The following is a 20305-nucleotide window of genomic DNA, read 5'->3' as shown; positions in this document are numbered from 1 at the left end:
TATATCCGAATTATAATTTCGGAAATTAGCCGATTATCCGGATGATCCGCAACGCCTAAATCCTGATCGAACCACGCGGCCCACCCCGCCTCCCATTCGCCCAGGAGACCGCTTTTCATGACGACTTCCCTCTTCGATCCCGTGATGCTCGGCGACCTGTCGCTGCCGCATCGCGTCGCCATGGCGCCGATGACGCGCGCCCGCTCCACCCAGCCCGGCAACGTGCCCAACGAGATGATGGCCCGCTACTACGCCCAGCGCGCCGGCGCCGCCGCGATCATCACCGAGGCAACCCAGATCTCCCCGCAGGGCCAGGGCTACTCCTTCACCCCCGGCATCCACTCCGACGCGCAGGTCGCCGGCTGGCGAACCGTCACCGACGCGGTGCATGCGGCCGGTGGACGGATCGTGCTGCAGCTGTGGCATGTGGGCAGGATGAGCCACGCGATCTTCCACGAGGACGGACTGCCCGTGGCCCCGTCCGCGCTGGCGCCCGATGCCAAGGTCTGGATCGCCGACCCGGCGACCGGCGTGGCCGGCATGGCCGACTGCCCGGTGCCGCGCGCCCTGGCGACGGCGGAGATCGGCGGGATCCTCGAGGATTTCGCCAGGGCCGCCGCCAATGCGATGACCGCCGGCTTCGACGGCGTCGAGATACACGGCGCCAATGGCTATCTCATCGACCAGTTCCTGCGCCGCTCGTCGAACCGGCGCGACGACCGCTATGGCGGCCCCCGGGAAAACCGCATCCGCTTCCTGGTCGAGGTGGCGGAAGCCGTCGCCGCAGCCGCCGGGCCCGGCCGTACCGGCATCCGGCTGTCGCCCGTCATCACCCAGCGCGGCATGGTGGACGACAAGATCATGCCGACCATGCTGATGGCTGCACGCGAGCTCGATCGCATCGGCCTTGCCTATATCCATCTGGCGGAGGCCGACTGGGACGACGCCCCGGAAACGCCCGAGAGTTTCCGGCACGCGTTGAGGGCGGCGTTTTCCGGCCGCATCATCGTGGCCGGGAAATACGACAAGATGCGCGCCGACAGCATCCTGGCGCGCGGGCTCGCCGATGTCGTCGCGTTCGGGCGTCCGTTCATCGCCAATCCGGACCTGCCGCGCCGGCTCGCCGAAAACCTGCCACTCTCCGAGTTCGACCCCGTGTCGCTGTTTGGCGGTGACGCCCAGGGCTACTCGACCTATCCAGCCTGGGGAGAAGCGGCGTGAGCATGCCGCTGACGGCCGAAGAAGCGCGGGCCGGCCTTGCAAACGCGACCATCGGAACGGCCCTGGTGCTCGAGGATCGCGCGATGCGGGTGTGGCACCTGCGCCTCGCCCCGGGTGACACGCTTGCCGCCCACCGCCACGACCGTCCCTATTTCTGGACCGTCCTTAGCGACGGCCAGGGACGCTCGCGCCATGGCGACGGCCGCGTTGCCGACATCAGCTACCGTGCCGGCGACACGGGGCATTTCCCCGACCTCGGCCCGGACACGGCCTTCGTCCACGACCTGACCAATACCGGAGCGACGGAGCTTGTCTTCGTCACCGTCGAGTTCGATCTCCAATGACAAGGATGACAAGCATGAAAGCCGTCGGCTTCACCCGCTACCTGCCCATCGACGACCCGCAATCCCTGATCGATCTCGACCTGACGAACCCCGTCCCCGAAGGCCGCGACATTCTCGTTGCCGTCAGGGCCGTCGCCGTCAACCCGGTCGACACCAAGGTCCGCGCGCCCAAGAACGATGTCGAGACCGCGCCCCGCGTCATCGGCTACGACGCCAGCGGCGTGGTCGAGGCGATCGGTCCCGACGTCACGCTCTTCAGGCCGGGCGACGAGGTCTATTATGCCGGAGACATCACCCGCCCCGGCACCAACCAGGAATTCCATCTGGTCGACGAGCGCATCGTCGGGCGCAAGCCGGCAAGCCTCTCCTTTGCCGAGGCAGCCGCCCTGCCGCTGACGACGATCACCGCCTATGAATCGCTGTTCCACCGGCTCGGCCTCGACCGGGACGGAGCGGATGCCGGCCGCTCGATCCTGATCATCGGCGGGGCGGGCGGTGTCGGCTCGATCGGCATCCAGCTGGCCAAACGTGCCGGGCTCACCGTGATCGCCACCGCCTCGCGACCGGAGACGGTTTCGTGGGTGCGTGAACTGGGTGCAGATCATGTCGTGAACCACCGTGAACCGCTCGTTCCGCAGGTGCGCGCGCTCGGGATCGAGCATGTCGACCATGTGGCGATCTTCAACGACATGCGGCACTGGAACGACGCGGCCGAACTGATCCGGCCGCAGGGCTCGATCGTGACGATCGACGACACCGACCTGCCGATGCCGATGGGGCAGATGAAGACCAAGGCGGCGAGCCTGCACTGGGAGATGATGTTCACCCGGGCGATGTTCAAAACGCCGGACATGATCGAACAACACCGGTTGCTCGGCTTCGTCGCCGACGAGGTCGATGCAGGCCGGCTGCGCAGTACGCTCGCCGAGACGCTGTCACCGGTCAACGCCGCCAACCTGCGCGAAGCGCACCGGCGCATCGAGGCCGGGACCGCGCGCGGCAAGATTGTCATCGAAGGGTTCTGAACCACGACAACCGCAGATGCGGGACGGGAGACCGAAACGACGACAGGGTCCGTATCGCCACGGACCCGGCGTCGACGCGATGGACAGGGAGGCTGGCGTGACGTAAGCCACGCCAGCCTCCTTATTCTTGCCCTCGCGCCGACGGAACCGACAATGTCGCACTGCTCCCTTTGCCACGCCGATGGCGCCACCCCCTATGAAGTCGCACCGAGGGCGGACAGCGCTCCGGTCTGCGCCACATGCCGGCAGGGACTGGAAGAAGGCCTGGCGAGCGGGCTGGAGGACAGCCCCCACTGGCAATGCCTCAACGAGGCGATCTGGAGCCCGGAACCGGCCGTGCAGGTGCTCGCCTGGCGCCTGCTCAAGGCCTTGCCGGAAGCCGTCTGGGCCCGCGACGTTCTGGAGCTTGCCTATCTGGAACCGGACGTCCTCGACTGGGCACAGCAGGGAGCCGGCGGTGGCGACACGGACGCGGTCGTCCATGTCGACTGCAATGGTACGGTGCTTGCCACCGGCGATACCGTGACCCTGATCAAGGACCTTCCCGTCAAGGGAGCGGGCTTCACCGCCAAGCGGGGAACAGCGGTGCGCAAGATCGCGCTCGTTCCCGACAACGCGGCGCAGCTCGAAGGCCGCGTCGAGGGACAGCGCATCGTCATTCTCTGCCAGTTCGTGAAAAAGGCCTGATGCGCAAGGGGCGGAACGCGCCGCCCCCCTCACACGCCCAGAAGCAGCACCACGATGCCGGCGACGATCAACATTGCGCCGGCCGCCTCGACCGTGCGGACACGCTCGCGGAAGATGAGCCAGGAGACGACGAAGGTGAAGACCAGCTCGATCTGGGCGAGCGCGCGCACATAGGCGACCTGCTGCAGCGTCATCGCCGTGAACCAGCCGGCCGAACCGGCGACACCCGACAGGCCGACCCAGATCGCGGTACGCCAGCTTGCGATGCTCGCGACCAGTTGGCCCGGCTCGCGCCAGACCATCCACAAACCCATGGCGATCGTCTGGAAGACGGTGACATAGGCGAGCGTGAAACCGGCCTGCATGAGGAAATTCGGTCCGCCCAAGGAGAGCGAGGCACCGCGCACGCAGACCGCCGATACGCCGAACAACGCCGCCGAGGCAAGACCGATCAGTGCCGCCCGTCCGGCGAGCGCGGCGAAGACGCTCTTCAGCCCGACACGCTGGCCGGCGAGCGAAATCATCACGACGCCGGCAACGCCGATGGCGATCGCGAAAGCGGCAATCGCGGTCACCGTCTCCCCGAGAAAGACCAGACCGAACACGGCCGCCTGCACGGGTTCGGTTTTCGAATAGGCCGTGCCGACCACGAAGTTGCGATAGCTGAAGAGATGCACCAGCAGAAAGGTGGCCGCGATCTGCGCAAGCCCGCCCACCGCGCCGATGAGCCAGAAATCCGTCCCAGGCGAAGGCAGCGGATAATCGAAGCCGTAGCGCAGGATCGCCAGGTAGGCGAGCGCGAAGGGAAAGCCGTAGCCGAAACGCACGAATGTGGCGCCGGTCGTGCCGAGCCGGCCCCTCAGGTGCTTCTGAAGGGCGGAGCGTGCATTCTGGCAAAAGGCGGCAAAAATCGTGATGGGGATCCAGAGTTCCATGGCATCCGCACATACAGCAAGGGCAGCGGTGGGGGTAGCGCGAAAACGCGATGGCCGCCATTCGGCAACCCGCAGGGCACATCCCGCACGACCGGCGCGCCCGGACGCATGATGACGACCCGGTGGAGCGAAGGCCGGCGCCCCCTTGAAAAGAAACCGAACAGTTGGCATCTTTATAGGAATGTTTCCCCTAATCGAGACGCTGTCATGAACCCGGTCCTGATCGCCTATGCCTCGCTTGCCCTCGCCATCGTCTGCGAGGTGACAGGCTCGTCCCTGTTGCAGAAGACAGAGCAGTTCTCGCGGCTCGTTCCCACGCTTGCCACGGGTCTTTGCTTCGTCGCGGCGCTGTTCTTCCTGTCGCAGGCGCTGAAGGTCATTCCGCTCGGCATCGCCTATGCCATCTGGGCCGGGGTCGGCATCGTGCTGACGGCGATCATCGGCGTCGTCGTGTTCCGCTTCACCCTCGACGCGGCGGCACTGATCGGCATGGCGCTGATCGTTGCCGGGGTCGTCGTCATCAATGTCTTCTCCCGCAGCGCCGTGCACTGAGATGGAGAACCCCTACGCCCGCAAGAAGCAGCCCGAGGCCGTTCGCCGCGCCCTTCTGGACCGCGCGGCGGAACTCGCCGTGGCGCAAGGGCTTGCCGCTGTCACGGTCCAGGCCGTCGCCGATGCGGCGGGTGTCACCAAGGGTGGCTTCATGCATCATTTCCCCAGCAAGCAGGCGCTGATCGACGCCGTGTTCCAGGAGCTTCTCGACGCGCTCGACCGGGATCTCGACGCGCGGATCGCGGCGGATCCCGACGCCCGTCCCGAAACCCCTTCCAAAGCCTGGGGCATCTTCACCCGCGCCTATCTGGATGCGGTTCTCGATATGGTCCCGGGCACGGGCGGGGGGCCGTGGGCAGCGCTTTACGTCTCCATGCTCGCCGACCCGGACCTGCGGGCCTTGTGGGCAGGCTGGTACGAGGCCCGCCTCGAACGGCACCGGGCCACCGACGACGACGTGCGGCTCGCGGCCGTGCGCACCGCTGCCGACGGCATCTGGCTTGCCGACCTGACCGGCATCACGATCAAGGGGCGCACCGACCTGCACGCGCTCCTTCGCGACATGACACGTCGCCATCCCTGAGACCCACCTCGTCATGCGTCCTGCCCGGCGCCGGGGACAAGGCCTGCCCGGCCTTGACTTCGCATCGCCACGGGTCTTAGGTCCGCGCACAGAATTCCCGCCACGATCCCCGAGACTTGCTGGAGACCCGCGCGCATGAACCACGCCCATACCGACACGGCGAAGCTCGCCGCCATCATCGACGCCGCCTTCGAGGACCGCGCCAACATCGATACGCGCACCACGGGCGAGATCCGGGACGCGGTCAATGCAGCGCTCGACCTGATGGACCGGGGGCACGCGCGGGTGGCGGAAAAGACCGATGGCGACTGGCAGGTGAACCAGTGGCTGAAGAAGGCGGTGCTGCTCTCCTTCCGGCTCAATCCGATGGAGGTCATCAAGGGCGGCCCGGGCGACGCTGCTTGGTGGGACAAGGTACCGTCGAAGTTCGACGGATGGCGTGGCGTCGACTTCGAGGAAGCCGGCTTTCGCGCCGTACCGGGCGCCATCGTCCGTCGCTCGGCCCATATTGCCCGGAACGTCGTGCTGATGCCCTCCTTCGTCAATCTCGGCGCGCATGTCGGCGAAGGCACGATGGTCGACACCTGGGCCACCGTCGGCTCCTGCGCCCAGATCGGCAAGAACGTCCACCTGTCGGGCGGCGTCGGCATCGGCGGCGTGCTTGAGCCGCTGCAGGCCGGCCCGGTGATCATCGAGGACAATTGCTTCATCGGCGCGCGTTCGGAAGTCGTCGAGGGCTGTATCGTGCGCGAGGGCGCAGTGCTCGGCATGGGCGTGTTCATCGGCCAGTCTACCAAGATCGTCGACCGCGCCACGGGCGAGGTCTTCTATGGCGAGGTGCCGTCCTACTCGGTGGTCGTCGCCGGCACGATGCCGGGCAAGCCGATGCCGAACGGCGAGCCGGGCCCGAACCTCTATTGCGCCGTCATCGTCAAGCGCGTCGACGAGAAGACCCGTTCCAAGACCTCGATCAACGAGTTGCTGCGCGACTGATCACGGAAGAGCGCGGGGCAGTGTGTCCCTGCGCTGCCATGCCACGCCTTCAAAATGCCGGGACACGCACCAGATAGGGTGGGCAGGCATTCGCCCGGCAAGGAGAGACATGACCGCCCCCGTTCCCCATCCCGGTCCGCTCGGGCCACTCTGGCTGCTGTTCAGCCCGATCGGACGCGTCTCGCGCGAGCCCTACTGGCTGGCGCTGGCGCTGACCTGGGCGCTGTTCATGATCCCCGTTGCCGTCTGGGCGCGCACCGTCGAGGTCGTCGAGGGCCGGGACATGGCGAGCTATCTCGGCGATTTCATCAACGCCAACCCGCTGATGCCATTCATGCTGATCGCATTCCAGTGGGTGGAACTGGCGCTGGTGATCAAACGGTTGCAGGACCGTGGTCTGAGCGGGTTGCTCGCGATCCTTGTGTTCATGCCCTATCTCAACATCCTCTTTGTCATCGGCCTCGGCTTCATGCCGGGAACGCCCGGCCCGAACGCCTACGGCCCCTGGGCCAACGGCCGCTGGGCGCGACCGAAATAAACCATATGCCCCCCTGCCCGCGCCGCAGCGGCGCCTTCCTTCCGGACTTGCCCGCATGACCGACCAGACGCTGTCTCCCGCCGCCGAACTTGCCCGCGCCCTGCTGCGCTGCCCTTCCGTGACGCCGGAGGAGGGCGGCGCGCTGGCACTGCTTGCGGCACGGCTTGAGGCGGCGGGCTTTGCCGTCGAGCGCATGGTGTTTTCCGCGCCCGGCACGCCCGATATCGAGAACCTCTTCGCCACCATCGGCGACAAGGGACCGAGCCTTGCCTTCGCCGGGCATACCGACGTTGTGCCGGCCGGCGATCTCAACGCCTGGCGGCACGCCCCCTTCGCCGGCACGATCGAGGACGGCGTCCTGTTCGGCCGCGGTGCGGTCGACATGAAGGGCGGCATCGCGGCCTTCGCCGCCGCGGCCCTCGCCCACATACGCGAACGGGGCGACGGGCTTCATGGCCGCATCTCCTTTCTGATCACCGGCGACGAGGAAGGCCCGGCCATCAACGGCACGGTCAAGCTGCTCGACTGGGCGGCGGAACGCGGCCACCGTTTCGACGCCTGCATCGTCGGAGAACCCACCAATCCGGAGAGGCTCGGCGACGCGATCAAGGTCGGCCGGCGCGGTTCGCTGTCCGGCATCGTCACCGTCACCGGCGTGCAGGGCCATGTCGCCTATCCGCATCTGGCGAAGAACCCGCTCTCCGATCTCTTGCGCCTCGCCGCCGCGCTCGACCGGATCGAGCTGGACACCGGCAACGAGCGGTTCCAGCCTTCGAACCTCGAGATCACTTCCATCGACGTCGGCAACACCGCCTTCAACGTCATCCCGCGCAAGGTGGAGGCGAAGTTCAACGTGCGCTTCAACGACACCTGGTCAGTGGAGAGTCTCAAATCGCGCCTGCGCGCCGAACTGGGCGGCGTCAACGAGCTCGCCTGCGAGTGGGCGCTCGACTTCACCGACGATGCCAGCGACAGTTTTCTCACCCATGACACGGCGTTGATCGAGGCGCTTGCCGACGCGATCGAGGCGGAAACCGGCCACCGGCCGGAGCTGTCCACCGGCGGCGGCACGTCGGATGCCCGCTTCATCAAGAATTTCTGCCCCGTGGTCGAGTTCGGTCTTGTCGGCCAGACAATGCACCAGGTCGACGAGCGGGTCGCCATCGCCGATCTCGACCGGCTCACCGCGATCTACAAGCGCTTCCTCGACGACTACCTGCGCGCGGGCTGACGCACGTTGTCCGCGTGTCGCCCTCGTAGCATTGCGAAGGTGACGGCCCCTTCCGGATGTTGTTTCACTGACGGGAAACAATCGACGTGGAGGAGAGGCCGATGACAGGCGAAACGGAGACAGGGCAGCCCGGCATCGAACCGCAACGCCGGCCCGACCCGACGCGGGTGAACCCCATCGGCTTCGATGCCATCGTCGACGCGCTCGGCGCCGGGCTGCGCGATTTCCGTGCCGCTCCCCGCTTCGGCCTGTTTTTCGGCGGCGTCTACGCGGCCGGCGGCATTCTCGTGCTGCTGACGGCTTCCGCCTTCCACATGAGCTATCTCAGCTATCCGCTCGCGATCGCTTTCGGTCTGGCCGGTCCCTTCGTCGCCGTCGGCCTCTACGAGGTCAGCCGCCGCCTGGAAACCGGCGAACCGCTCAAGTGGGGCGGCGTGCTCGGCGTCGTCTGGGAGCAGCGTCGGCGCGAGATCGCCTGGATGGCCTTCGTCGTGCTGTTTGTCCAGATCATGTGGATGTACCAGGTGCGGCTGCTGCTCGCCCTGTTCCTCGGCTTCAAGTCCTTCGCCTCGTTCGGCGCCTTCGCCGAGGTGGTGGTGACCACGCCGGAAGGGCTGATGTTTCTCTTCATCGGCAATGTCGTCGGTGCCGTCCTGTCGGTGATCCTGTTCTCGCTGACCGTGGTGTCGTTCCCGATGCTGCTCGACCGGGACGTCGACTTCATCACCGCGATGATCACCAGTGTGCGCTCGGTGGTGACCAGCCCGAGGCCGATGATCGGCTGGGCCATCCTCGTCACCGCGACGCTGGTCGTGTCGATGCTGCCGCTGTTCATCGGGCTGGTCGTCGCGCTGCCGGTGCTCGGCCACACGACCTGGCATCTCTATCGCAAACTGGTGCCTCCGGCGGACGAGCAGACGGCGGAAGATCAGCTCTCCTGAGCAGATCCCGTTTCCGCGAGATAGGCGGCAAGCGAGGCCCGGTCTTCCTCGGCGGATCGATAGTCGACCTGCGTCAGGTAGAGCCCGTCAGGCGGAGCCACGGGCCCGCAGGCCTCGCGGTCGCGCGCGGCAAGCGCCCGCGCCACGTCGACCGGTCCCCAGCGCCCCTCGCCGACCAACCGCAAGGTGCCGACCATCGAGCGGACCTGGTTGTGAAGGAAGGAGCGCGAGGAACACTCGGCGATGACGCTCTCGCCTTCGCGGCGCACCGAAAAGGCCTCAAGCGTCTTCCACGGGCTCTTCGCCTGGCAGCGCGAGTGGCGAAATGTCGTAAAGTCGTGATGACCGACAAAAACCTGCGACGCCGCATGCATCGCATCGGCATCGAGCGGCTTCTTCACATGCCAGGCAAGGCCGAGATCATGGGTGAGCGGCGCCACCCTGTTGACGATGCGAAAGCGGTAATGCCGACGGATCGCCGAAAAGCGCGCGTCGAAACCCTCGTGCATCACCTCGCAGGCGCGGATCGCGACCGGATCGGGCTGGCAATGGAAGTTCAGCGCGCCCAGCACCGTCGCCGCGGGCCAGTCGCGCTCAAGATCGAGATGGGCCACCTGTCCTGTCGCATGCACTCCGGAATCGGTGCGTCCGGCACCGCCGATGGTCACCCTCTCGCCGGAAAACGCCATCACCGCGCGCTCGATCACCGCCTGGACCGAGGGGCCGTTGTCCTGGCGCTGCCAGCCGACGAAGGGCCGGCCGTCATAGTCAACCGTGAGCTTGTAGCGGGGCATGGCGAGGCGACGTTCCGTTCTACTCGAATACCTGGAAGGGCGTGGCGAACGTCACCTCGATGGGAAGCGCGGCGGCGACCTCGTCCCTGAGCGCCAGCGCCTGGAACGCGGCCCCCGCATAGGGACCCGCGACCTTTTGCGCAAGCTTCGGGTCGAAGCCGAAGCGCGGATAGTAGTCGGGATGGCCGAGCACCAGGACGAGATCCTCGTCCTGCTCGCGCAAGGATTCCAGCCCGGCACGGATCAGCGCCGAACCGACACCGCCACGCTGGCGGTCAGGGCTAACGGAGATCGGCGCCAGGCAGGTAATGGCAAGGCGATGGCCGGCTCCGGCCCCGGTCACGCGGGAGAAGGCGACATGACCGACAATGCGCCCGTCGCGGTCGACCGCCACCCGCTCCAGCACCAGCGCGCCACAGGAGCGAAGCTCGCGAACAAGGCGCGCCTCCGCCTCGTCGCCGAAGGCCGTGGCGGTGACGAGGGAGATGTCCGCCTCGTCGGCTGGCGTCGCCGGGCGGATATCGGGTTCAAGCGCGGGATGGGTCATGTCGGGGCATTCCGTTTGCGGTATGGCTACAGCGGTTGCTTTGGGTTTTCGGTCCGTCGGTCCATCATAGACCGCCGGCCACCGGCTTGGCGACGCCATGTCGGCCGGGATCAGGACAGGCTGGTGCCGACAGCGAGCTGGGCACCGCGCTGGAACTCGGCCGCCGGCATCGCCTTCTTGCCGGCACGCTGCAACTGCACGAGCCGCAACGCACCGCCATCGCCACAAGCGACCAGCAACCCGTCCGCCGCATCCGCGTCGAGCAGCGTGCCGGGCGCGGCCGCGGCCATGACATCGGTACGGGAACTGCGCAGGATCTTGACCCGCTCGGTGCGGCCGCCGATCGCGATCTCGCACCAGGCTCCGGGAAACGGCGACAGGCCGCGAACATGATCATGCACCTCGCGCGCCGGTCGCGACCAGTCGATCCGGGTCTCGGCCTTGTCGAGCTTGCGCGCATAGGTCACGCCCTCCTGCGCCTGCGGCGTTGCCGTCAGGCCGCCGCGCGGCAGGGCGGCCAGCGCGCGCACCATCAGGTCGGCGCCAAGCACCGACAGCCGGTCATGCAGCTCGCCCGCTGTCATCGCCTCGTCGATGACGACCTTTTCCGCCATGTAGACGGGACCGGTGTCGAGACCGGCCTCCATCCGCATCACCTCGATGCCGGTCTCCGCATCGCCGGCCATGATCGCCCGGTTGATCGGCGCGGCTCCGCGCCAGCGGGGCAGCAGCGAGGCATGCAGGTTGAGGCAGCCATGCACCGGAATGTCGAGCACGGCCTGCGGCAGCAGCAGCCCGTAGGCGACCACGACGGCGACATCAGGGGCAAGGTCGGCGAGTGCGGCGCGCTCCCCCTCGCCTTTCAGCGAGGCAGGTGCGCGCACCTCGATGCCAAGCGTCTCGGCCGCGTCGTGAACGGGAGAGCGCCGCTCGTCCATGCCGCGGCCGGCCTTGCGCGGCGGCTGGGTGTAGCAGGCGACGACGTCGTGCCCCTGTCCGACGATCTCCATCAGCGTGGGCACGGAGAACTCCGGCGTTCCCATGAAGACGATACGCAGGCTCATGGTTTGTCCTTCAGTTGCCGGTCGCTTTGTTGACATTGCCGCATCACGCCAGCCCCGGTAGCAGGACCTTGAGGCTCGTCACCATCATCTCCATGGCGATAGCCGCCAGAAGCATGCCCATCAACCGGCTCATGATGCTGACCGCGGTGCGACCGAGCAGGCGCGACAACAGGGGGCCCGCGAGAAACGTCACCCCGAGCAGGGTCACGATGGCGGCGAGCGCGGCGACCAGCGCGATCTCCTGCCCGGCGCCCGTCGCCTGCTCGCGGAAGATGACGATGGTGGAAATCGATCCGGGGCCAAGCAGCATCGGCACGGCAAGCGGGTAGATGCCCGGGTTGTCCACCGTCCGGTGATGTTGCTTTTCCGCCTCGGAGCCGGCATGGGCCGCGCTTTCCCCGCCATGCAGCATGGAGAGCGCAATGAACAGGATCAGCAATCCCCCGGCAAGGCGGAACCCGTCGATGCTGATGCCGAACAGCGCCAGGATCGCCTCGCCGCCCACAAAGACGACCACCGCGCCGACGCAGAGCGCGACGACCGCCGTCAGCGCCACCGCCCTCTTGCCGGTCGCGTCCCGGTCGCCGGTCAGCGCGAGGAAGACGGGCAGGTTGGCGATCGGGCTCATGATCGCAAACAGTGCGGCGAAAACCTTGAGGAAAAAGGCAATGTCCATGCGTCTCGCTCCCGTCCGCAGGTTGGCTCGACGTCAGGCCTTCTCCGACTGGCGCGCCTGCTTCTGGAACTTGCGCAAGACCCGGCCGCGTTTCAGCCGGGAAATATGGTCGATGAAGAGCACGCCGTTCAGGTGATCGATCTCGTGCTGCAGGCAGGTGGAAAGAAGGCCCTCGGCCTCGATCTCGCGCTCGGCGCCGTCCCTGTCGAGAAAGCGCAGACCGATCTTCTCCGGACGCTCGACATCCTCGTAATATTCGGGGATCGACAGGCAGCCTTCCTGGTAGACGGAGTGCTCCTCCGATGCCCAGACGATTTCCGGATTGATCACCACCAGCGGCGCGGGCTCCTCGCCCTCGCGGGCGACATCAAGCACCAGCATGCGGCTCGGCACGCCGATCTGGATCGCGGCAAGCCCGATGCCCGGCGCGGCATACATCGTGTCCAGCATGTCGTCGGCAAGCTGGCGCACGGCATCGTCGACCCGTGCCACAGGTTCGCTCACCAGGCGCAGCTTGGGGTCGGGCAGGATCAGGATGTCACGCTTCGTCATGAGGCTCAGATATTGGAGAACTCGGGCCGCGTCAACGCAGGCGTGCCCGCTTGCGACAGTGCGGTGCATGTCGCAAGGCAACCGGCGTCGCCATTTCGCGCTTCGCTCAAATGTTCTATCTTTGTTTCCATGAATGCGATTCTGTTCGACTTGGCCGGACGTCCGGTGACGCTTGGGGAAGGCGTGGCGGCCTTTGGCGCCCTTGCGCTGTTGCTGTTCCTCGCCAGCGTGCTGGGAGCAGCGCGGCAGGCGCGCGCGCGGCGGCTTGCCGAGTGGCGAGCCGAAAAACAGGCACACGAACTGGAAGCCCGGATCTCCGACCTGCTCAAGGTCCAGTCGGAGATGACCGGCCGGATGCAGACCATGGCCGAGGTTTTCGGCACAAGGCAGGGCGACCTGATGCGTGCCGTCAACGACCGGATCGACGGAATGAGCCACAAGCTCGGCCAGTCGATGGCCGACACGACCAAGCGCACCCATGACGGATTGCGGCACCTGCACGAACGGCTGGCGGTCATCGACCGGGCGCAGGTCACGATCCGCGACCTTTCCGGACAGGTCAGCGCGCTGCAGGCGATCCTTTCCAACAAGCAGACGCGCGGCGCCTTCGGCCAGGGGCGGATGGAGGCGATCATCCAGGACGCCCTCGCGCCGGGCGGCTACAGCTTCCAGGCAACGCTTTCCACCGGCGCCCGGCCCGACTGCCTGATCCGTCTGCCAAACGGCGCAGCGCCGCTCGTCATCGACGCCAAGTTTCCTCTGGAGGCGCATAATGAGCTGCGTGCCGCGCAGGACCCGGAAGCGCTGAAACAGGCCAGCGCCCGGTTTCGCCGCGATATCGGCAAACATCTCACTGATATCAAGGAGCGCTACCTGATCCCCGGGGAGACCCAGGACACCGGTTTCATGTTCGTGCCGTCGGAAAGCGTCTTCGCCGAAATCCACGAGCGGTTCGACGATCTCGTCCAGCGCGCCCACCGGTTGCGCGTCGTCATCGTGTCCCCGTCGCTGCTGCTTCTGTCAGTCCAGGTGGTGCAATCGGTGCTGCGCGACGCGCGGATGCGCGAGGAGGCGCACCGGATCCAGGCGGAGGTGGCGCATCTGGTCGCCGATGTCGACCGGCTGGACGAGCGCGTGCGCAAGCTGCAGCAGCATTTCGGCCAGGCAGGCCGCGACATCGAGCAGATCCTCATCTCGTCCGACAAGATCGGCAAACGCGGCCGCAGCATCGGCGAACTCGACCTCGCCCCGGCGCGCACGGACCCCGATGCCGATCGCACGGCCCCGGCAGGGAACAGGGAGGCCAACGGAACGGGCAACGGCAGCGTGCCCCGTCACGAGACGGGGGAGCCGGCCCGCGCCTTTCCCGCCGCGCATCGCACTGTGGCAGAAGACCCGGAGCGGTTCTGAGCTTGCCGGCCATTGCTGCCCGCGTGTTGCCGGTCAACTGACGATCTGGATGTCCACCGTCTTGCTGTCCGTGTCGGACAGCACTCTCACCTGCTTCGAAGTGCCAGCATAGTTTCGCTCCACATAGTGGAACTCCTTGTCGGTCAGCACCTGCGGGCAAAGACCGGGCCGCTCGCTGAGCGTCACCTTGACCCGATAGACCGGCGGATCCGACTTGTCGAAGCCGTCGAACTCGGCCAGCACCTCGTAACAGGGCGTCGGAGCGGTGACCTTGCCGGTCACATGCAGTGTCGGGGCACTGCCGGGCCCCGGCATTGCGTTCACCCAGGCCACCACATCCTTCACATCGCCAACTTTCATGACATCCCCTCCCCATGCCGGAGCACCGTGGAATGATGCATCCTGCGGCCGGCACACAATAAACGGTTACAATTTACCTATTCTAGATTGCATCAACTTCCCGCGCAATCCGCCGTCAACGTCGCCAGTCAACCCGGCATCTTTGCGTCGGCATGCGAAGGTCGGTATGACGGGCGAAACTCGATCGCATGACCACCGGGAGGATTGCCGCATGAGCCTGCTCGTCGCCGTCAAGGGCTGGGACCCAGCGCCATGGGCCACGCGCCTGTCAGTCCGCCTGCCCGGCCGCGACATCCGCACCTGGCCGGACGCGATCGGCGAGGCATCCGATATCCGCTACGCACTCGCCTGGAAGGCGCCGGCGGAGGCACTCAGCGCCTGCCCCAATCTCGAAGTGATCTTTTCGCTTGGCGCGGGCGTCGACCATTTGCTTGCCCAGCCCGGCCTGCCTTCCGTCCCCGTGGTGCGGGTCGTCGACCCGGACCTGACGGCGCGCATGGCCGAATGGGTGGTGCTGCAGGTGCTCCTGCACCATCGCCAGCACCTCGCCTACGCCGCCCAGCAGCGGGAGCGGGTCTGGCGCGACCTGCCTCAGCCGGCGGCGCGTAGCGTCCGTGTCGGCATCATGGGGCTCGGCGTTCTTGGCGAACGGGCCGCGCGCGCGGTCGCCGATCTCGGCTTCGACGTCGCCGGCTGGGCGCGCGGACGCAAGCAGATCGAAGGGATCGCCTGCTACGCCGGAGAGGAAGAGATGGACGCCTTCCTGCAGCGCACCGACATCCTGGTCAACCTGCTGCCGCTGACGCCGCAGACCACGGGTCTCGTCAACCGCCAGGTGCTGTCGAGGCTTGCCAGTGACGGCGCGCTCGGCGGCCCGGTCTTCGTCAACGCCGGACGCGGCGGCAGCCAGGTCGAGGAAGATCTCGTCGCAGCGCTTCGCGACGGCACGCTGAAGGCGGCGAGCCTCGATGTCTTCGAGACGGAACCGCTGCCGGCAACAAGCCCTTTCTGGCAAATGGAGAACGTCGTCGTGTCACCGCATGTGGCAGCCGACAGCGATCCGGAGGCCATCTCGGACTATGTCGCCGAGCAGATCCTTGCCTATGAGGCGACCGGCGTCTTGTGCAACAGGGTCGATCCGGGAACCGGCTACTAACCTGGAAAGCGCGAGCACGCGCGTTCAGCAATGGAAGCGGCGGGCCTGGGAGAACCAAAGGTCGACAGCGGCCTGAGCGGCCGCGCGCAGGCCGCGCGGTGTCTCGCATTTCTGGTAGACCGCATCGAACCAACCCCGGTCGTCATTGCCGACCGGGGTGTCCCGGGTCATGCCGATAAGCGGCAGGGTGGCGCTGTCATAGCGCTGCCGCAGCCGCCGCGCGAGGTCGCCGCCGCCCATGCCGGGCAGGTTCAGCGACGTCACGACGCAGTCGAAAGGCGGACCGCCCTCGCCGCCGGCGCCGCCGATCAGTTCAAGCGCGGTCTCCGCCGAGGCAACCCGCCGGACGCGAATGTTGCTGGTGACACTCTCGACCGCCTGACGAAATACGCGGGCGTCGTTGACGTTGTCCTCAACGTGAAGAAAAACGGCACGTGGAATGACATGAAGCATGATTTCGCGACTATCCGTATGGACAACAGCACAAGCAATCCATCGCGTTTTTCACAACGCAGATGGAGAACCGTGGTTGTTTGATTTCGAGCGGATTGCGCGCTTTCGGGCACCGTTGTCCGAACAGCCGGTCGATCCGTCACTGTCGCGCGGCAAAAGCGTCGCGCCAAGTCATCGCTTGTATATTACATGAAACGATTCACGACAAATGCGATCCCTGCATACCTGCTACGCTAGGGAAGTTTGAAATTCCACGGTAATTACGCATACTGCAAAGCAAGTAAATTCCCAAAACGCAGGTCTGCGGAAAATTTTCAGAAAATCAGAAAAGCCCGACACACCGGGGTCAGACCGGAGGGACCCTGCCCAGCCGGCGGCAGGCGGTCACGGCACCCCATTCGCTGGAGGCAATCCGCGCCACGGCGGTCGCCAGCGGCTCGCTCGCGACGCTCATGGTGAAGCCGTTGGCATGAAGCAATGTTTCGGCGTCGCGCAGGATGCCGACATGCCCTTTCCAGAAGACCAGGTCGCCGCGCCTCAGTTCCGGCAACCCACCGGACATGTCCAGGTCCGCCCCCGCCTCGCGCTCCTGCATGTCGCTGTCGCGCGGCACGACAATGCCGGCCTCGGCGGCGGCGAGCTGGACAAGAGCGGAACAGTCCAGGCCGAGTGTGGTGCGTCCGCCCCACAGATAGGGCGTGCCGAGCAGTTCCTCGGCCACCGAGACCCAGTCACCAACGAAGCTGCCGAACGGCAACAGGTGCCGCGCGACAACGGCACTTCCGTCGGCGAGCATGGCGTAGTCGAGCCCGCGTGTTTTTGCCGAGCCGACGACATTCACCTGCGCGCCGAGCGACAGCAGGCCAAGCGGAGGAGACTTCAGCTCGGCCCCGGGGTAGCGGTAGCTGCGCGGCACGCAGACCCGGTGGGTCGGGGCTACGCCCGGATCTCCCAGCGCCTCCGTCGGCAGATAGCCGACATACCCGTCCGTCGCCAGTTGCCCCCAGGACCAGCCATCGGCGCGCGTCTCGTAGACGTCGAAGCCCTCGCCGTGGAGCGCCTCGGTGTCGATGGAACGCGCCGCGTCGGGAACCGGTCGAAGCGCGACGCTGTCGGCCGCAATCCGCTTTGCCAGCGGATCCGCGAATCGCAAGGCGTCCACAACGCCGCGATAGCGGGTTGCGGCAAGGTCCGGGCGCACCGGGTGGAGGCGCCTGTCGAGAGAGGAAAAATCGGTACCGGCCATGTGTGTCTGCCCGCGGATCCTTCTGCGTGTCAGCGCGGCATCTCGGCCGCCTTGGCGACGATCGTATCGGCAATGTGTTCCAGGTAGAGCGCCCCTGCAACCGTACGGGTGACGACGACATTGCGCCGATCCGCCTCGTCGCGCCGCCGCGACAACAGTTTCATCGCGCCGAGCGTGTCGAGCGCACGGGTGATCACCGGTTTGGTGACATCGAGGCGCGAGGCAAGCCCGCGCACCGTGTGCGGCGGCGGCTCGAGGTAGACGGTCATGAGGATGGCCATCTGTCTTGAGGTGAGATCCTTGTCGCCGTCGGTCACCAGCGACATCGTCACGTCGTGCCAGAGCCGCAAAGCCTGCGACGGCCGTATGTCGACACCCATCCCCTCACCTTCACCTGAACGCGCGGCCCGCTGGCCGCTTCCGGTGCATCATGACCGGCAATTCATTTCGGTTCCGTTAGAAAAACGGCGAAACAATCCGGCAACGCAACGACATTCAGCGACCCGGGTAGCGACTGGCGAGAAGGTCGAACAAGGCGCGGGCACCCTGCGCCTCGCCGCCCTGGGGACGACCCGGGCGATCGGCCGGGTTCCATCCATAGATGTCGAAATGCACCCATATGGCCGCCTTCTCGACAAAGCGGGAGAGGAACAGCGCCGCGGTGATCGAGCCGGCGAACCCGGCGCCGCTGGTGTTGATGTGGTTGATATCGGCAATCCGGCTGTCGAGATAGCTCTCGTAGGGCCGCCACAAAGGCATCCGCCACAGAGGGTCGCGGGCGGTGTCCGCGTGGCGCGCCAGGTCCGCGGCAAAACCCTCGTCATCGGTGTAGAAGGGCGGCAGATCCGGCCCCAGCGCGACACGGGCCGCCCCCGTCAGGGTTGCCATGTCGATGACAAGGTCGGGCGCGTCCTCGTCGGCGAGCGCCAGCGCGTCGGCAAGGACGAGCCGGCCTTCCGCGTCGGTGTTGCCGATCTCCACGCTGATGCCCTTGCGGCTAGCGAGGACATCGCCGGGCCGGAAGGCGGAGCCGGAAATGGCGTTCTCCACGGCCGGAATGATCACCCTGAGGCGCACCGGCAGCCCGGCAGCCATGATCATGGAGGCCAGCGCCAGCACGCTTGCCGCCCCGCCCATGTCCTTCTTCATCAAGGCCATTCCGCTCGACGGCTTGATATCGAGGCCGCCTGTGTCGAAGACAACGCCCTTGCCGACCAGCGTCACCTTGGGGTGGGTCTCCTCGCCCCAGAGCGCATCGACAAGCCGGGGAGCGCGATCGCTTGCCCGTCCGACGGCGTGCACCATCGGGAAGCCTTCGTCGAGAAGCGCATCGCCCTCGATGACACGCACCCGGCCTCCGTGATCGGCAAAGAGCTTCAGTGCCGCATCGGCCAGTTCCGCCGGACCGAGATCGCTCGCCGGCGTGTTGACGAGGTCGCGCGCAAGGCCAACGCCGTTGAGAACATGCCCCAGCCTTTCCAGATCGACACCCTCGCCCACCATCAGGCGCGGCCGCGGCTTGTCGGCGGGTTTGCGGTAGCGCTCGAAACGGTAGGAGGAAAGAGCAAAGCCGAGTGCCGCGTCATGCTGGTCTTCCGGGGCGCAGACCAACCGGTAGTCGCCGCCAGGCAGCTTGCGGGCGAGATCGCCGAGGGCGAGCGGCGAGGCATCCTTCGCCACGCCGAAAAGCACCGCCAGCGGCACCCCTCCCGCGTCCGGCACGAGCAGCAGTTGACCGGAAGTCCCTTCGAAGCCGCTTGCCTCGGCATAAACGCGCGCCGCCTCGCCGAAAGAGGGCAGCAGGCCGGCCGCGCCCTCCTTGTCAACGGGATGGACGGGAATGGCCGTGGAAGCGGGATCGAAGGCAATCAGCGAGGAACGCATGGGCGGGCATCCTGACAAGGCGGGAGGGAACAAGGTGTTCCGTTTAAGCATGAAGGCGAGGGCGCGGCAATTGGCCCGCCCACCCGCGCGAGTGCCGTCATCCGTGTCTGCTTAACGAAGCATTAGGGTTAACGACGTATTGATGGGACAGCGCAATTTGCAAATCCCGTTTCGCGTTGAGGAGCCCGGCACCATGCCCGCCACGCGCCAAAGTTCGCGACGTCCCGTCGCCACCCGCCTGATGCTCGCGGCCTCTGTCGCCGCGCTTGTCGCCCTCACCGGCTGCGCATCCTCGAAGCGCAATGTCGGCACACACTCAAGCGCCACCCAGGGATATGCCGCACCCGGTTCCAGCACCGCGACCCAGGCTGTCGGCTACTGGGGCCAGGCCTATGAGCGGGCGCCGAAGGATCGCGAGAACATTCTCAACTACGCGGCCGCGTTGCGGCGCAACGGCCAGGTCGACCAGGCCGAGGCGGTGCTGCGCAAGGCGGTGATCGCCCATCAGAACGACCGCGACATCGCCGCTGCATACGGCAAGGTGCTGGCCATGAATGGCCGCCTTCCCGAGGCGCTGCAGGTCATCAACGGCGCGCAGACCCCGACCCGGCCCGACTGGCGGCTGATGTCGGCGGCGGCCGCAATCCACGACCAGATGGGTGAGACCAAGACGGCGCGCGAGTTGTACAATCAGGCCCTGAAAATCGCCCCCGGCGAACCGAGCCTGCTCAACAATCTCGCCATGTCGCACCTGCTCGCGGGCGAGGTGAAGGAAGCGGAGAAGATCCTGCAGGCTGCCTCCACCAGCCCCAAGGCGGACAGCCGGATCCGACAGAACCTTGCACTCGCCATCGGCCTGCAGGGCCGCTTCCAGGAAGCAGAGGACGTGGCCCGTTCGGAAATCGACCCGCAGCAGGCCAACCAGAACATCGCCTATCTGAAGTCGATGCTCGCGCAGCGCAACTCATGGGCGGAAATATCCGCCGCCGACAAGAAGAAGAAGCGCGGAGGCTGACCGGGCCGAAGCGAAGGACCTGCCCGGCGGCGCGTCGAGGCAGGAAAGACGACATGAACGCAAGAGGCCGCCGGGTTCCCCCGGCGGCCTCTTGCGTT

The 20305-nt window shown here is 66.6% G+C and carries 24 protein-coding genes; 13 read left to right on the top strand and 11 right to left on the bottom strand.

Going from position 1 to position 20305, the window contains the following annotated elements; genetic code table 11:
• Positions 1 to 117 precede the first annotated feature (117 nt).
• From ACQY46_RS07165 to ACQY46_RS07150, 4 genes are all read left to right on the top strand, one after another.
• Positions 118 to 1221 (top strand): alkene reductase, encoded by a 1104-nt coding sequence (locus tag ACQY46_RS07165; RefSeq protein WP_428699572.1) that lies wholly within the window; start codon positions 118 to 120, stop codon positions 1219 to 1221.
• A complete protein-coding gene (locus tag ACQY46_RS07160) occupies positions 1218 to 1565 on the top strand; it encodes a cupin domain-containing protein (RefSeq protein WP_428699571.1) in 348 nt (115 codons plus the stop codon). Before ACQY46_RS07165 ends, ACQY46_RS07160 begins: the two co-directional genes overlap by 4 nt.
• A gap of 14 nt (positions 1566 to 1579) precedes the next feature.
• Complete coding sequence (locus tag ACQY46_RS07155) at positions 1580 to 2590, top strand: zinc-binding alcohol dehydrogenase family protein (protein ID WP_428699570.1); 1011 nt, start codon at positions 1580 to 1582, stop codon at positions 2588 to 2590.
• Positions 2591 to 2743: 153 nt separating this feature from the next.
• Positions 2744 to 3277, top strand: a complete 534-nt coding sequence (locus ACQY46_RS07150) for an alkylphosphonate utilization protein (RefSeq protein ID WP_428699569.1) — start codon at positions 2744 to 2746, stop codon at positions 3275 to 3277.
• Positions 3278 to 3306: 29 nt separating this feature from the next.
• Here the strand turns inward: ACQY46_RS07150 and ACQY46_RS07145 are convergent, their stop codons facing one another.
• Positions 3307 to 4212, bottom strand: a complete 906-nt coding sequence (locus tag ACQY46_RS07145) for an EamA family transporter (RefSeq protein WP_428699568.1) — start codon at positions 4210 to 4212, stop codon at positions 3307 to 3309.
• A 207-nt stretch (positions 4213 to 4419) separates the two neighbouring features.
• Between ACQY46_RS07145 and ACQY46_RS07140 the strand changes: the two genes are divergently transcribed.
• The 6 genes from ACQY46_RS07140 (at position 4420) to ACQY46_RS07115 (ending at position 9050) form a co-directional block, all read left to right on the top strand.
• Positions 4420 to 4764 (top strand): DMT family transporter, encoded by a 345-nt coding sequence (locus ACQY46_RS07140; protein WP_428699567.1) that lies wholly within the window; start codon positions 4420 to 4422, stop codon positions 4762 to 4764.
• Position 4765: 1 nt separating this feature from the next.
• Entirely contained in the window at positions 4766 to 5347 is a 582-nt protein-coding gene (locus ACQY46_RS07135) for a TetR/AcrR family transcriptional regulator (protein WP_428699566.1), read from the top strand.
• A 135-nt stretch (positions 5348 to 5482) separates the two neighbouring features.
• Entirely contained in the window at positions 5483 to 6340 is an 858-nt protein-coding gene (gene dapD / locus ACQY46_RS07130; RefSeq protein ID WP_428699565.1) for a 2,3,4,5-tetrahydropyridine-2,6-dicarboxylate N-succinyltransferase, read from the top strand.
• A 109-nt stretch (positions 6341 to 6449) separates the two neighbouring features.
• Entirely contained in the window at positions 6450 to 6878 is a 429-nt protein-coding gene (locus ACQY46_RS07125; RefSeq protein ID WP_428699564.1) for a DUF805 domain-containing protein, read from the top strand.
• Positions 6879 to 6933: 55 nt separating this feature from the next.
• Complete coding sequence (dapE, locus tag ACQY46_RS07120; protein WP_428699563.1) at positions 6934 to 8109, top strand: succinyl-diaminopimelate desuccinylase; 1176 nt, start codon at positions 6934 to 6936, stop codon at positions 8107 to 8109.
• Between the two features lie 101 nt (positions 8110 to 8210).
• Positions 8211 to 9050 (top strand): DUF2189 domain-containing protein, encoded by an 840-nt coding sequence (locus ACQY46_RS07115; protein ID WP_428699562.1) that lies wholly within the window; start codon positions 8211 to 8213, stop codon positions 9048 to 9050.
• Here ACQY46_RS07115 and truA read toward each other — a convergent pair.
• From truA to def, 5 genes are all read right to left on the bottom strand, one after another.
• Positions 9038 to 9844 carry a tRNA pseudouridine(38-40) synthase TruA gene (gene truA / locus ACQY46_RS07110; RefSeq protein WP_428699561.1) on the bottom strand — a complete coding sequence of 269 codons (807 nt, stop codon included), beginning with the start codon at positions 9842 to 9844 and terminating at the stop codon, positions 9038 to 9040. The two genes, ACQY46_RS07115 and truA, sit on opposite strands and share 13 nt — an antisense overlap.
• A gap of 19 nt (positions 9845 to 9863) precedes the next feature.
• The gene (locus tag ACQY46_RS07105; RefSeq protein ID WP_428699560.1) at positions 9864 to 10391 is read right to left on the bottom strand and encodes a GNAT family N-acetyltransferase; all 528 of its coding nucleotides are present in this window, start codon (positions 10389 to 10391) and stop codon (positions 9864 to 9866) included.
• A gap of 110 nt (positions 10392 to 10501) precedes the next feature.
• A complete protein-coding gene (fmt, locus tag ACQY46_RS07100; protein ID WP_428700430.1) occupies positions 10502 to 11449 on the bottom strand; it encodes a methionyl-tRNA formyltransferase in 948 nt (315 codons plus the stop codon).
• Between the two features lie 49 nt (positions 11450 to 11498).
• On the bottom strand, positions 11499 to 12131 hold the full coding sequence (locus ACQY46_RS07095) for a MarC family protein (RefSeq protein WP_428699559.1): 633 nt from the start codon (positions 12129 to 12131) through the stop codon (positions 11499 to 11501).
• A gap of 33 nt (positions 12132 to 12164) precedes the next feature.
• Positions 12165 to 12683: a peptide deformylase gene (gene def / locus ACQY46_RS07090; RefSeq protein WP_428699558.1), complete on the bottom strand. Its 519-nt coding sequence runs from the start codon at positions 12681 to 12683 to the stop codon at positions 12165 to 12167.
• A gap of 129 nt (positions 12684 to 12812) precedes the next feature.
• On the opposite strand from def, the gene ACQY46_RS07085 reads away from it, so the two are divergent.
• Positions 12813 to 14093 carry a DNA recombination protein RmuC gene (locus ACQY46_RS07085; RefSeq protein ID WP_428699557.1) on the top strand — a complete coding sequence of 427 codons (1281 nt, stop codon included), beginning with the start codon at positions 12813 to 12815 and terminating at the stop codon, positions 14091 to 14093.
• A 33-nt stretch (positions 14094 to 14126) separates the two neighbouring features.
• Here the strand turns inward: ACQY46_RS07085 and ACQY46_RS07080 are convergent, their stop codons facing one another.
• Complete coding sequence (locus ACQY46_RS07080; protein ID WP_428699556.1) at positions 14127 to 14453, bottom strand: hypothetical protein; 327 nt, start codon at positions 14451 to 14453, stop codon at positions 14127 to 14129.
• Positions 14454 to 14664: 211 nt separating this feature from the next.
• Between ACQY46_RS07080 and ACQY46_RS07075 the strand changes: the two genes are divergently transcribed.
• On the top strand, positions 14665 to 15609 hold the full coding sequence (locus ACQY46_RS07075; RefSeq protein WP_428699555.1) for a 2-hydroxyacid dehydrogenase: 945 nt from the start codon (positions 14665 to 14667) through the stop codon (positions 15607 to 15609).
• 24 nt (positions 15610 to 15633) lie between these two features.
• On the opposite strand, the gene ACQY46_RS07070 is transcribed toward ACQY46_RS07075, so the two are convergent.
• The 4 genes from ACQY46_RS07070 to ACQY46_RS07055 form a co-directional block, all read right to left on the bottom strand.
• Positions 15634 to 16062: a response regulator gene (locus tag ACQY46_RS07070; RefSeq protein ID WP_428699554.1), complete on the bottom strand. Its 429-nt coding sequence runs from the start codon at positions 16060 to 16062 to the stop codon at positions 15634 to 15636.
• 346 nt (positions 16063 to 16408) lie between these two features.
• A complete protein-coding gene (locus ACQY46_RS07065; RefSeq protein ID WP_428699553.1) occupies positions 16409 to 17308 on the bottom strand; it encodes a C40 family peptidase in 900 nt (299 codons plus the stop codon).
• Between the two features lie 29 nt (positions 17309 to 17337).
• Positions 17338 to 17688, bottom strand: a complete 351-nt coding sequence (locus ACQY46_RS07060) for a MarR family transcriptional regulator (RefSeq protein WP_306026826.1) — start codon at positions 17686 to 17688, stop codon at positions 17338 to 17340.
• A 115-nt stretch (positions 17689 to 17803) separates the two neighbouring features.
• Positions 17804 to 19192: a leucyl aminopeptidase family protein gene (locus tag ACQY46_RS07055; RefSeq protein WP_428699552.1), complete on the bottom strand. Its 1389-nt coding sequence runs from the start codon at positions 19190 to 19192 to the stop codon at positions 17804 to 17806.
• Positions 19193 to 19385: 193 nt separating this feature from the next.
• On the opposite strand from ACQY46_RS07055, the gene ACQY46_RS07050 reads away from it, so the two are divergent.
• A complete protein-coding gene (locus ACQY46_RS07050; RefSeq protein WP_428699551.1) occupies positions 19386 to 20207 on the top strand; it encodes a tetratricopeptide repeat protein in 822 nt (273 codons plus the stop codon).
• Positions 20208 to 20305 lie beyond the last annotated feature (98 nt).

This window comes from Stappia sp. (genome assembly GCF_965276915.1).
Taxonomy (GTDB): domain Bacteria; phylum Pseudomonadota; class Alphaproteobacteria; order Rhizobiales; family Stappiaceae; genus Stappia.
The sequence above is the reverse complement of the archived record's forward strand: the minus strand, read 5'-3'. Positions and strand labels throughout refer to the sequence as shown.